The organism is Pseudomonas sp. TE3728, from assembly GCF_056279145.1.
Genome location: NZ_JBWBQT010000001.1, coordinates 2055394 through 2067720 on the forward strand (window position 1 = coordinate 2055394; position 12327 = coordinate 2067720).

General features: G+C 59.9%; 14 protein-coding genes. 7 read left to right on the top strand and 7 right to left on the bottom strand.

What is annotated here, in order from left to right:
* Positions 1-222: 222 nt before the first annotated feature.
* Together ACZ89R_RS08655 and ACZ89R_RS08660 are read right to left on the bottom strand one after the other, a co-directional pair.
* A complete protein-coding gene (locus ACZ89R_RS08655; RefSeq protein ID WP_429546037.1) occupies positions 223-1206 on the bottom strand; it encodes a TauD/TfdA family dioxygenase in 984 nt (327 codons plus the stop codon).
* Positions 1207-1248: 42 nt separating this feature from the next.
* Positions 1249-1989 (bottom strand): thioesterase II family protein, encoded by a 741-nt coding sequence (locus tag ACZ89R_RS08660; protein ID WP_429546036.1) that lies wholly within the window; start codon positions 1987-1989, stop codon positions 1249-1251.
* A gap of 169 nt (positions 1990-2158) precedes the next feature.
* On the opposite strand from ACZ89R_RS08660, the gene ACZ89R_RS08665 reads away from it, so the two are divergent.
* On the top strand, positions 2159-3982 hold the full coding sequence (locus tag ACZ89R_RS08665) for a glycoside hydrolase family 15 protein (protein ID WP_429546035.1): 1824 nt from the start codon (positions 2159-2161) through the stop codon (positions 3980-3982).
* Positions 3983-4122: 140 nt separating this feature from the next.
* Here ACZ89R_RS08665 and ACZ89R_RS08670 read toward each other — a convergent pair whose 3' ends face one another.
* Positions 4123-4497 carry a DUF6124 family protein gene (locus ACZ89R_RS08670; RefSeq protein WP_429546034.1) on the bottom strand — a complete coding sequence of 125 codons (375 nt, stop codon included), beginning with the start codon at positions 4495-4497 and terminating at the stop codon, positions 4123-4125.
* A gap of 684 nt (positions 4498-5181) precedes the next feature.
* On the opposite strand from ACZ89R_RS08670, the gene ACZ89R_RS08675 reads away from it, so the two are divergent.
* Genes ACZ89R_RS08675 through ACZ89R_RS08685 form a run of 3 tightly spaced genes read left to right on the top strand, consistent with a single transcriptional unit; the run spans position 5182 to position 7147 of the window.
* A complete protein-coding gene (locus tag ACZ89R_RS08675) occupies positions 5182-5571 on the top strand; it encodes a hypothetical protein (RefSeq protein ID WP_192343226.1) in 390 nt (129 codons plus the stop codon).
* A 12-nt stretch (positions 5572-5583) separates the two neighbouring features.
* Positions 5584-6216 (top strand): BRCT domain-containing protein, encoded by a 633-nt coding sequence (locus ACZ89R_RS08680; RefSeq protein ID WP_401174584.1) that lies wholly within the window; start codon positions 5584-5586, stop codon positions 6214-6216.
* A 28-nt stretch (positions 6217-6244) separates the two neighbouring features.
* Positions 6245-7147 carry an alpha/beta fold hydrolase gene (locus tag ACZ89R_RS08685; RefSeq protein WP_429546033.1) on the top strand — a complete coding sequence of 301 codons (903 nt, stop codon included), beginning with the start codon at positions 6245-6247 and terminating at the stop codon, positions 7145-7147.
* Here ACZ89R_RS08685 and ACZ89R_RS08690 read toward each other — a convergent pair.
* Positions 7116-8108: a GlxA family transcriptional regulator gene (locus ACZ89R_RS08690; RefSeq protein ID WP_429546032.1), complete on the bottom strand. Its 993-nt coding sequence runs from the start codon at positions 8106-8108 to the stop codon at positions 7116-7118. The genes ACZ89R_RS08685 and ACZ89R_RS08690 overlap by 32 nt on opposite strands.
* A 91-nt stretch (positions 8109-8199) precedes the next feature.
* On the opposite strand from ACZ89R_RS08690, the gene inhA reads away from it, so the two are divergent.
* A complete protein-coding gene (inhA, locus tag ACZ89R_RS08695) occupies positions 8200-8886 on the top strand; it encodes an isonitrile hydratase (RefSeq protein WP_429546031.1) in 687 nt (228 codons plus the stop codon).
* 37 nt (positions 8887-8923) lie between these two features.
* Here inhA and ACZ89R_RS08700 read toward each other — a convergent pair whose 3' ends face one another.
* Both ACZ89R_RS08700 and ACZ89R_RS08705 read right to left on the bottom strand, forming a co-directional pair.
* Complete coding sequence (locus ACZ89R_RS08700) at positions 8924-9253, bottom strand: antibiotic biosynthesis monooxygenase family protein (protein WP_008013488.1); 330 nt, start codon at positions 9251-9253, stop codon at positions 8924-8926.
* A gap of 26 nt (positions 9254-9279) precedes the next feature.
* Positions 9280-9909: a LysE family translocator gene (locus ACZ89R_RS08705; protein ID WP_429546030.1), complete on the bottom strand. Its 630-nt coding sequence runs from the start codon at positions 9907-9909 to the stop codon at positions 9280-9282.
* A gap of 89 nt (positions 9910-9998) precedes the next feature.
* Between ACZ89R_RS08705 and ACZ89R_RS08710 the strand changes: the two genes are divergently transcribed.
* Positions 9999-11324 (top strand): aminotransferase-like domain-containing protein, encoded by a 1326-nt coding sequence (locus tag ACZ89R_RS08710; protein WP_429546029.1) that lies wholly within the window; start codon positions 9999-10001, stop codon positions 11322-11324.
* A gap of 198 nt (positions 11325-11522) precedes the next feature.
* The gene (locus ACZ89R_RS08715) at positions 11523-11669 is read left to right on the top strand and encodes a hypothetical protein (protein ID WP_429428604.1); all 147 of its coding nucleotides are present in this window, start codon (positions 11523-11525) and stop codon (positions 11667-11669) included.
* A 139-nt stretch (positions 11670-11808) separates the two neighbouring features.
* Here the strand turns inward: ACZ89R_RS08715 and ACZ89R_RS08720 are convergent, their stop codons facing one another.
* Positions 11809-12294 carry an SRPBCC family protein gene (locus ACZ89R_RS08720; protein ID WP_007907615.1) on the bottom strand — a complete coding sequence of 162 codons (486 nt, stop codon included), beginning with the start codon at positions 12292-12294 and terminating at the stop codon, positions 11809-11811.
* Between the last annotated feature and the right edge of the window lie 33 nt (positions 12295-12327).

Here is a 12327-nt window from a genome sequence, read left to right on the forward strand (position 1 = left end):
AACCCCAGCCCCCTGTAACGAGCGAGCTTGCTCGCGCTGGGCTGCGCAGCGGCCCCAAAAATCTGGCGGTGATTGCCGATTTTTGTGAGTGCTATGCACTCAAGCGGGAGCAAGCTCCCTCGCCACAGATTTGTCTGACTCAAGCGCTCTCAAGTGAACACAAAAACGCCGAAGCCGGTGCAAGACCGGCTTCGGCGATTGGCGCGTCAGGGGCAAATCAGATCAACGTACATCCTGGGAATGCCCTTCGGCCATCGCGACGATCACCTTGCGCTTGCCTTCGAAGGGCGCGCGGGCGTGGGCCGAGAGCATGTTGTCGAGCATCAGCACATCACCCTCCTGCCAAGGGAATCTGATGGCGCAGTCATCGAGCACAGCACGAATCTCACTGAGCACTTCATCCTCGATGGGCGAGCCATCGCCGTAGTAGACGTTACGCGGCAGGTCTTCCTCGTCGACGATGTCCAGCAGGGTTTCACGCACCTCCGGCTGCAGGTTGGAAATGTGGAACAGGTGAGCCTGATTGAACCAGACCATGTCGCCGGTCACCGGATGACGCGCCACCGCCTGACAGGTCTGGCGGGTGCGCAATTCTCCGTCGTCCTTCCACTCACAAATGATGCCGTGGGCCTTGCAGTAGGCCTCGGCCACTTCACGGTCTTCGGTGTTGAACACCTGTTCCCAGGCCACGTCCAGCCCGTTGCCGAAATTGCGCACGTACATCAGGCCTTTGCTGACGAAGCGCTCGCGAATCGCGACAGGCATGCGGCGATAGACTTCCCGGCTGTCGGCGATCGGCGTTTCACCGCCCGAGGTGGCGGCGATCATGCTGTAGAACCAGATTTTCATCGGCCAGTCCCGGGAATAGGCCTGCTCGTTGTGCAACGGAATGCTTTGATGCGCCGGGTATTCGGTGGAGGTATAAACCCCTTGGGTGACGTTGGTACGCGGCGTCGAACCGAACTCGTAATTGAGCAGCGGATGGCCGAAGCCAGCGGCGAATTGGCGGAACTGCTCGGCACCGTCCAGCTGGAACCCGCGAAACAGAATGCCGCCGTCACGCAGCAAATGCTCATCCACCAACTCATTCAATTCATCGAACACCGCCAACAGGCTGGTATTCGGCTCGGTCGCTTCCACCAACAGCGGCAAGCGACCCCGCGCCGGCAGCAACGGCCGAACGGCAAAACCCACAGCAACACCCATGACGGGCCTCCTGTTAACACTCGATAAAGTGAACCGCGCGCGCTAAAAAACCGGCGCGGCCAGCTGCGCATGACGCCGGTGATGGACTTCCAGATGATTCTTGATAATCCGCAGCACCTTGGCTTCATGCTCATGAATGAAGAAATGCCCGCCGGTCATCATGTCCACCGAGAAACTGCCCAGGGTTTCCTGGCTCCAGCCGATCAATTGCTCGGTGGTGGCCTTGTCTTCCTTGCCGCCGAGCACATGCACGGGGCACTTGAGCAGTGGGCGCTGCATCGGGCGGAAGCGTCCGCAGAGCATGAAATCAGCGCGCAGGATCGGCAGCGTCAGGCTCATCAACTCCTGATTGGCCAACACTTCCTCGCTGGTGCCCTGGAAGGTGCGCAGCTGCTCGATCAACTGTTCGTCGCTCTGCGGTTCGGCGAAGCCACGGTCATAGTCACTGCGCATCGTCGGGGCCGCCGTGCCGGAAGCAAACAGCGCCACCGGCTCCGCAGCGCCGAGGGCACGAAAGGCGTGGGCCATCTCGCAGGCCAGCAACGCCCCCAGGCTGTGGCCGAACAGGGCGTAAGGGCCGTGCAAGGATGGCTTGTGTTCCCTGGCCAATTGCAGGGCCAGGGCGCGCATGTCTGTCTGCAAGGGTTCGTCGTAACGGGCGCCTCGCCCCGGCAACTCCACCGGCTGCAAGTGCAGCCACGCCGGCAACTGGCGCCGCCAGCGGCTATAGACCATGGCGCTGGCACCCGAATAGGGCAGGCACAGCAGTGTCAGCTTTGTCACCGCACTTACCTCGATTGGTTATCTGTTCAGAAGAACGGATGAAGGATGGTGAAAATTAGTCTGTTGGATGGATCAGCTACCTGTGGAAGCGGCAGTTTGCCGCAAATGAACTCTCTGTGGCTCAAACCGGTCAGCTAGTTAGACCCTCAGTCCCCGGAGCTCTACGGCAATGGCTGATCATCCCGAACGACAAAGCGCCATCGACGCCCACGGCATCATTGGCGACATGCGCAGCGCGGCGCTGGTCAACGACAAGGGCAGCGTGGACTTTTTCTGCTGGCCGGAATTCGACAGTCCATCGATTTTCTGCGCGCTGCTGGACAGTCCCGAAGCCGGCATCTTCCAACTGGCCCCGGACCTGCCCGACGCCCGCCGCGAGCAGATTTATCTGCCCGACACCAACGTCCTGCAAACCCGCTGGCTCAGCGATCACGCGGTGGTCGAAGTCACCGACCTGCTGCCCATCGGCGACAGCGAAGATGATTTGCCGATGCTGATGCGTCGGGTGCGAGTGGTCAGCGGACAAGCGACGATCCACATGCGCTGCGCCGTGCGTCATGACTATGCCCGGGCTCACACCAAGGCCCGCGCACGTGATCGGAGTGTGTATTTCGAGGCCACCGGCCAGCCAGCCATGCAGCTGTGTTCGAATCAATCCTTACGCATCGAGGGCCATGCGGCCGTCGCCGAGTTCATCCTCGAACAGGACCAGAGCGCCGAGTTCCTGCTCGGCGGTGTTGACGATGCGCGCTTCAAGGAAGGTACCGCCGCGCTGTGCCTGGAACGCACCCTGAAATTCTGGCGCGACTGGATCGGCCAGTCCAACTATCGCGGTCGCTGGCGGGAAATGGTCAATCGCTCGGCCCTGGCCCTGAAGCTGCTGACCTCACGCAAGCACGGCGCCATCCTCGCCGCCGCTACCTTCGGTTTGCCGGAAACGCCCGGTGGCGAACGCAACTGGGACTACCGCTACACCTGGATCCGCGACGCCTCGTTCACCGTCTATGCCTTCATGCGCCTGGGCTTCGTCGAAGAAGCCAATGCCTACACCCGATGGTTGCGTGGTCGGGTCAGGGATTGTCACGGCAAGACCATGAAACTCAACATTCTCTATGCCATCGACGGCCGCCAGGAACTGCCGGAAGTTGAACTTCCACACTTGTCCGGCCATGGCGGTGCGACACCAGTACGCATCGGTAATCAGGCCTACGATCAAATCCAGCTCGACATCTTCGGCGAGCTGCTGGACGCGGTGTACCTGGTCAACAAGCACGGTGAAGCAATTTCCCATGAAGGCTGGAAACACACCGTGGAAGTGGTCGATCAGGTCTGCGAAACCTGGCAGCAAAAAGACGTCGGCATCTGGGAAATGCGCGGCGAGCCGTATCATTTCCTGCACTCGCGACTGATGTGCTGGGTGGCCGTGGACCGCGCCATCCGGCTGGCCTCCAAACGCTCGCTGCCCGCCCCGTTCGCCCGCTGGGACCAGACCCGTCAAGCGATCTACACCGACATCTGGAGCAACTTCTGGAATGAAGAACGCGGACATTTCGTGCAGCACATCGGTGGCACCTGCCTCGACGGCTCGATGCTGCTGATGCCGCTGGTACGCTTCGTCAGTGCCAAGGACCCGCGCTGGATCGCGACCCTCGAAGCCATCGAGAAAACCTTGGTGCGCGCAGGCATGGTCTACCGCTACCGCAACGACGACGGCCAGATCGACGGCTTGCCCGGCACCGAAGGCGCCTTCGCCGCGTGCTCATTCTGGTACGTCGAATGCCTGGCCCGTGCCGGCCAGGTGGAGAAGGCGCACCTGGAGTTCGAGCAATTGCTGAAGTACGCCAACCCGCTGGGGCTGTATGCCGAAGAGTTCGACAGCCATGCCCGGCATCTGGGCAACACACCACAAGCGCTGACGCACCTGGCACTGATCAGCGCGGCGAGTTTCCTGAACAGGAAGTTGAGCGGCGAGAAAAACTTTTGGCAGCCTTGAAGACCAAGTCGCCTGCTTCGCTACTACAGATGTACACCGTTCAACTGTGGGAGCGAGCCTGCTCGCGATGACGATTGGTCATTCAACATTGATGTCGACTGACACACCGCTATCGCGAGCAGGCTCGCTCCCACAATGGATCAGCCGTGTGGCGCGGGTTTTGGCACGTCGACGTTATCCAGCACCCGATTCACCGCCAGCTCGGCCAGCATGATGACCTGCTGAATCGCCAGGAGCGTGTGCCGCTGCGGAGCATCGACATAGGCGGCAATGTCGCTGGTCATGACGCTGGCTGAGGCCAGTGATTCGCAAACATGGGCCAGCAGACTTTCGTTATCCATATCCGGTGCAACCAGAAACATTTTGCTTGGCTTGCGGCCTTCGGTTTTTTTCGGGGTGGGTTTGAGGTAGTGGTCGAGCGCGCGTTCAGCGGCGTCGTGGAGTTTTTTCGAATCGAGGGATTCGTAGGGGGAAACGTTGTCGGTTTCTGGGGGATTGGGACTGTCTTTTATCATGGTGTAACTCCTGACATTCATGAAGCTCACCGCCGTCGTGACCAAACGATGGGTGGTGGGCGGTACGCAGGTTGGTCAACCGGGAAGTCAGGCACCCGGCGCACTCGAAAGTGCCCCGCGCACAGCCCACCGCGAAGCATACCGACAAGCGCACGAAAAAGCGCCGACATGCTCACGTTGGCGCTTGCACGCCTGACATTGCACGGGTGACCAAACCCGGTCGCTGAATTGGCAGCGACCCGGAAAGACTATCGGCTCCCTTTCCTAACCTACAACCGCCAAAACTCGTCGGAAATATCCCCTTTTACGACGTTTTTTGTAGGACCGAGGCTACGCCCGATGAACTTAAACACGCACTGTCAGCCACTACTGTCCCTCCGTGGAGAGGGGGCTTGCCCCCGTTGGGGCGCGTAGCGGCCCCTTGAATGCACAACCCCATTCCTCCAGAAGCACCGCATTTGCTGGCTTTGCGGCCGCTGCGCAGCCGAACGGGGGCAAGCCCCCTCGCCACAGAACCAGGTAGGCCGAACCTACAATCACTAAACAAAACCAGCCCAATCAACACGCGGTAACGCATTCCTACATCTGGAAATACCTTGTTGCCAGCGCTTACATCCATCCCTACCATCCACGTCAACGGGCACAGCGGAGCTGTCCAACAAAACCCGAATTCAAGGAACCAGAATGACCCAGCGTATCCATCGCAGCATCGACACCCCACTCCGATCAGGCCTGAACCGGGATGAACTGTGGGAGGGCCACGACAAAGGCCTGATCAAATGCTGGGAAATCGGCCGCCAACGCGCCGCCCGCTTCCCCGACCTCGCCCGACAATGCCTCACTGGTGAACTTCCGGTGCTAGGCTGGAAAGGTGGCGTCAGCCGCAGTCTGAAAAAACTCGAAAAATACGGATCCCTCAAATACCTCGCCCAATGGCAGGGGTTGCGCGGGGAAGATCTGGATATTGATCTGAACGCAGAACGGGCGTTGACCTGTTCCAGAACCAAAATGGTCGTGACGTTTACGCCGGATCGGTCGAAGTATTTCAATCAGGTGGCGGACGTGGAAGCTTAAGGAGAAGGACGCATGGTCGACCTACATCAGGAATTTCAAAATAGCGGTTTCTTCCACGAAGCACGGATTGATCGACGCTCGGCTGACGCACTGGTGGGAATCGCCGCCGGGCTCGCTGCCGACGGTACGATCAACCAGCAGGAAGCCGAGTTTCTAAAGACCTGGATCGAAACCCATTTAAGCCATCTCGGCGATCCGGTGGTGAATATCCTCTACAAACGCCTCGCCGGCATGCTGAGCGACGGCGTGCTTGATGCCGAGGAGTCTGGCGAGCTGTTGGAGATGCTTCACCAGTTTGCAGGCCTGCCGATTGGTTCTGCCCAAACGTTCACTGCGCCGACCAGTCTTCCTCTCGACAACCCGGCGCCCTCTTTAAGTTGGTCTGACCGAGTGTTCCTGTTTACCGGGATCATGGCTTACGGTCCGCGCAAGGAGTGCGAATCACTGATTATTGAACGTGGCGGGCTTATCGGCGGATCCGTCAGCAAGAAGATCCACTATTTAGTGGTAGGCAGCATCGGCAATGATCAATGGCTGCATAGCACCTACGGGACCAAGATCAAAAGAGCTGTCGAACTGAGAGAAAGCGGTGTGCCTATAGCGATCATCAGTGAAGAATATTGGCAAAAGGTTCTGTTCGGATAACGCCGCTACAGCCTCTATGGAGTGTCGAATGAACCCTGACGCGCAGATCCGATACGCACTGACACCCAGCCTCAATCTCGCCTACGAAGAGCACGGCCCCACCAACGGCGACCCGGTCATTCTGCTCCACGGCTTCCCCTACTCCCCACGCGCCTACGACGAAATCGCCCCGGCCCTCGCCGCAAAGGGCTACCGCGTTATCGTCCCCTACCTGCGCGGCTACGGCCCGACCCGCTTCAACTCCCGCGACACCCTGCGTTCCGGCCAGCAAGCCGTCCTCGCCCAGGATTTGCTGGACCTGATGGACGCCCTCGCCATCAAACAAGCTGCTCTGTGTGGCTACGACTGGGGCGGTCGGGCGGCGTGCATTGTTGCGGCGCTATGGCCGGAGCGGGTGCGCTGTCTGGTGACCGGGGATGGCTACAACCTTCAGAACATTCCCCACTCTACCCAGCCTCTGGATCCGGAGACTGAACATCGTCTCTGGTATCAGTACTACTTCCACACCCCGCGCGGTGTTGAAGGCTTGACCCAAAACCGCCGGGCCCTGTGCGAACTGCTCTGGACGTTGTGGTCGCCGACCTGGGCCAACAATGCCGAACGTTATCCCTTGAGCGCGCCAGCCTTCGAAAATCCGGATTTCGTCGAGGTGGTGATTCACTCGTACCGACACCGGTTCATGTATGCGCCCGGCGATCCGGCGCTGGAGTGGATGGAAGAAGCGCTCACCCGACAACCGGTGATCAGCGTGCCGACGATTTCCCTGTGCGGCGCCGATGATGGTGTCGGCCCCGCGTCTGAAATCGATGAAGACGCCGAGCGTTTTACCGGCCCTTACGAACGCCGGGTACTGGCGGGTGTCGGGCATAACATTCCGGAGGAAGCGCCCGAGGCGACGCTTAAGGCAATACTGGATCTGCTGGTGAGCTGACAGAAAACCGCTCGCGATAGGCTTGCGGCGTTACGCCCATGGCTCGCAGAAAACTGCGGCGCAAGGTCTCTTCACTGCCAAACCCGCATTGCACCGCGACCCGTTTGATCGGTACGCCGGTGTCGCTGAGTAGCCGTCGCGCGGTCTCGACCCGAATCAGTTCGATGGCCCGCGCCGGGGTCTGGCCGGTGTCGGCGCGGTAGTGACGGACGAAGCTGCGCTCGCTCATGCCGGCCTGCAAGGCCAAGGTCGGGATGCCGAGGTCCTTGGTGAGGTTTTCGCTGATCCAGGCATGAAGTTCGTCGAAGCGGTTGCCTTCCTGTTGCAGGGACAGGGTCACGCTGAACTGCGACTGCCCCCCCGGACGCTTGAGAAACACCACCAATTGCCGGGCGACATCCAGGGCCATGGTTCGGCCGAGGTCTTGTTCGACCATCGCCAGGGCCAGGTCGATGCCCGCGGTGACACCGGCCGAGGTCCAGACCGGGCCGTCGTTGATGAAGATCGGGTTAGGTTCGACGTGCAGTTTGGGGTGCTGCTGCGCCAATTGTTCGCAGCGGGTCCAGTGCGTGACCACCCGCCTGCCATCGAGCCAACCGCTGGCCGCCAGCAAAAACGCCCCGGTGCACACCGACGACACCCGCCGACACCCGGTCCCATGCTCACGCACCCAAGCCACCAGCGACTCGTCTTTCGCCGCCGCGTAAACGCCCCAGCCACCAGCAATGATCAACGTGTCGCTGCCCCGATCCGGCAGCGGCTCTGCCAACAGCGCCAACCCCGCCGACGACATCACCGCCCCGCCGCCGCTGGCAATCACCGACGGCGCATAGGGTTGCGGCAAACCTTGCTGGCGAGCAATGTCGTTGGCCGAGGCAAACACCTGCAACGGCCCGGTGACGTCGAGCAGTTGTACGTTGGCAAAGGCCAGCACATGAATGGTTTTCGGGTTGTTCGGCATGCTTGGCGTAATTCGTGGGGTGATTGGCGTATGCGCCAGATCCTACGAGCCTAGAGTGAAGCCGTCCACCCCAACCAGGAGAAAAAACGCCATGACGTTGCAGATCGGTTTTCTGTTGTTTCCACAGGTTCAACAACTGGACCTGACCGGCCCTTATGATGTGCTGGCCTCGCTGCCGGACGTGAAGGTGCACCTGATCTGGAAGGACCTGGTCCCGATCACCGCGAGCACCGGGCTGGTGTTGAAACCGACCACCACCTTCGACGATTGCCCGCCACTGGATGTGATCTGCATTCCCGGCGGCAGCGGTGTCGGGCCGTTGATGGAGGATGAAGAAACCCTGGCCTTCATCAAGGCTCAGGCCGTTAACGCGAAGTATGTCACTTCGGTTTGCACCGGCGCGCTGGTGCTTGGCGCGGCGGGGTTGCTCAAGGGCAAGCGCGCTACTACTCACTGGGCGTATCACGAGTTGCTCGGGCTGTTGGGAGCGATCCCGGTGAATGACCGGGTGGTGCGCGACGGCAATCTGCTGACCGGGGGCGGGATCACCGCGGGGATCGATTTTGCCCTGACCCTGGCGGCTGAATTGTTTGATAAGGACACGGCGCAACTGGTGCAACTGCAGCTGGAATATGCTCCGGCGCCGCCGTTTGCTTCGGGTAGCCCTGAGACAGCACCGGTCAGCGTGCTGGAGGAAGCCCGCAAACGCGCTGCCGCGTCGTTGAAACTGCGCTCGGAAATCACCGAACGTGCAGCGGCGAAACTCGCCCGCCAGTGAAAGAAACGGCTGCGGGCGCTATCGCCCCCGCAGCCAGTCACTCAGGTCGACCATTCGGCACAAACAGCTCGAACGAGTCATCACCATAAGCCCGCTCCACTTTAGCAATCACCACTTGATAACCCGCGTACCACTTGCGGTACTGACGCTTGGCCTCCAGGTGCCTGGGATGGCTGGCGAATTCTCGTATAGAGGTTTCGTCCTGCCAGTAATAACTGGCGTTGACCAACTCGCCATCGGCCGAGCACCAGGATTGGGTGCCGACAAACCCTTCGATGCTGATCGCGACTTCGTCGATCAACGCGCTCAAACGGTTGAACTCCTCGTCCCGTTGGCCGGGTTTGTAGATAAACGATGCGATGTACATGCAGAGATTCCTTTTCAGCGAATGAGTCAGGCCGGACGAGTCATCAGGACTAGCCGGACGGCGAGCAACAGCAGTACTGCGGCCAGCCCCAATGACTGCCATCTGGCGAATGTCGAAGTCCTGGAAACAAGCCGGCTGACCGTACTGCCGAAAACCCCGAGCAGGGTGTGAAACACGCCACTGACCAAGGTCAACACCATGCCCAGCAGCACCAGTTGTACGGCAATCGACCCCCGCTGCGCGTTAACGAATTGCGGCAGAAACACCATGAAAAACAGTAAGGCCTTGGGGTTCAGCAGGCTGTTGAGCATCGCCCGGATCAGCAGGGTCTTGAGCGGCACCTGCGCCACATCCGACGTGCCGCTGGCCGATGTTTTTTGCAACGCTTTGAACGCCAGCCACAGCAGGTACAGGCCCCCGGCATAACGGATCAGGTCGAAGGCCGGCGGCCAGCTGGCAACCAGTGCCGTAACACCCATCGCAGTCAGCGCCGTCAGGATCAGATCGGCCAGGCCAATGCCCAATCCTGACGCCACACCACCGCGCCAGCCATAACTGGCGCCATGGCTGATCACGAAGGCCATGTTCGGTCCGGGTGACAGCAGCAACAACATCACCGCGCCGACGAAAATCAATAAGGTCGCAGGGTCAATCACAGCGAAGTCTCCGTCCTGGAAAGCCTGTAGATTAGAACGCCAATCTGATACAAACAAAAAATTGATCCAGATACAAAGAGCACTCACCCATGACCCGTATTCGCTACAAACGCCTGGTGGATCAGTTCGCCGGGAAGATTCGCAGCGGTGAACTGCCACCCGCCACACAGTTGCCGACCATTCGTGCGTTGATGCAGAGCGAGCGGATTGCCCTGGCCACTGCATTGCGGGTCTATCACGAGTTGGAGGCGATCGGCCTGGTGGTCGGCGAAACCGGCCGTGGCACCTTTGTGCGCGACACATCCTTGCCACGCGGACTGGGGCTGGAACAGCAACCACTGGGCGTCGGCATGGTGGACCTGACCTTCAATTACCCGTCGGTACCCGGTCAGGACGAGTTATTGCGCGAGGGTTTGCGAGCGATTGCCGCCTCCGGCGATATCGATGCGCTATTGCATTCCGCGCCTCAGGGCGGGCGGGCACATGAACGGCAGACGGCGGCCCGGCATTTACGCAATCGGGACATTCGGGTGGGGGGCGATCAGGTGCTGATCGTCAACGGCGCCCAGCAAGGTCTTGCCGTGACGCTGATGGCACTGCTCAAACCGGGAGATATTCTGGCCCTCGACGCCCTCACCTACCCAGGCCTTAAAACCCTGGCTCAGGCCCATCGGCTGGACCTCGAAGCCCTGCCGCAACTCGCCGGGCACACCGATCTCGACGCCCTGGAAGCGCTGTGCAAACGGCGCCCCGTGCGGGTGCTCTACAGCATGCCGACGATGCACAATCCGTTGGGGACGGTGATGTCCATCGCCGACCGTGAACGCCTGGTGCAATTGGCTGAACGCTACGACTTTCTGATCATCGAAGACGGTGCCTATGCCTTCCTCGCAGAACCGGCGCCCAAACCGCTGTTTACCTTGGCCCCGCAGCGCACACTGTATATCAGCGGCCTGTCGAAAAGCGTTGCCTCGGGCCTGCGCATTGGTTTCATCGTTGCACCGAAGGCGATGATGCCGGTGCTGGAACAAGCCATCCGCGTGTCGACATGGAGCACCCCGTCGCTGACCGTCGCACTGGCCTGCCACTGGATCGATAGCGGCGAAGTCGACAACCTCGAAGAGCAAAAGCGCCTGGACGCCCGGCGGCGACAAGATCTGGCTCAGCAAATCCTGAAAAATTGCGAGCTGGTGGCGCATCCCGGTTCCTACTACCTTTGGCTCAGATTGCCCGAAGGATTACGGGCCGAAACGGTTGTTGCCGAGTTGGAACGTAAAGGCGTGCAGGTGACCAGCGCCGAACCCTTTGCCACGACCACTCATGTGCCTCCTGCACTGCGGGTGGCCATGGGATCGATCAGCCTCGACGTGTTGGAGCGCGCCCTGGAGACACTGCGTGAAGTCGTGGACATCTGACAGACTTTTCTGACGCCCATAAAAAAACCCGCCGAAGCGGGTTTCTCAAGACCATTGCGACATCCTGTCGGCAGCCATCCTGGCGTATGGTCGATCATCCGTGATCCTGAGCACGTCCTGTGCTTCAGTTGATGGATCCAGATTAGACGTATCGGTGAAGCTTAAAAAGACGACATACCACTGGCTGCGTGTAAGCCATTGACCATTCAACGCCTGAAACCTGCACTACAGGAGATCGGGTTTCAGTTTTCTAAAGACGAAAAAAAACCCGCCGAAGCGGGTTTTTCCCAAGACCATATCGACTCCCTGTCGGCAGCGATCCTTGCTATGGTCGATCATCCGTGACCCTGGAGCACTTCCTGTGCTTCAGTTGATGGAGCTAGATTACCCTTCGGATCCAATCCGCAATAGACGACATAGCTACTACCGCGTGTAAGACATTCGCTATAGCCGCCCCTCCGAAACCCCTTAGATGTATCAGCCATCAGCCGCCCTGACGCTCGTGGTCCTTGGTGTCCACCAGAAATTTTTCGATATTGCTCATCTGCTCATCCCAACCCCGGCTGTCCATGCGGAACGCCTTGAGCCTGCGCGACTGAGGGATGTGATCGAAACCGGACTCGACGACCGTCAACAACGTGCCTTCGTCCATATCCTGGAGTTCGAACTTCACCAGTGTGGTGGGCTCCTGGGAGTAATCGGTATCAGGTTCGACTGCATACGGGTGCCAGCGAAACGAAAACACCCGCTCCGGCTCGACCCGCTCCACCAGTACATTCCACAACAAGTGCTCATAACCAGGATAAGTAATCTGCCCCTGGGTCCACTCGCCGGCGACAAAACGCTTGCCTTCGAGTGCCACGCCGAACCATTGCCCGAAGGCTTCGGCGTTGGCCAGCACACGCCAGACCTGCGAGCGCGGCACCTTGAGCAGGATTTTCCTTTCGATGCGATCTGATGCTGGGTTCATAAGTCACCTCCTGTACTGAACAGTAGGCCCGTA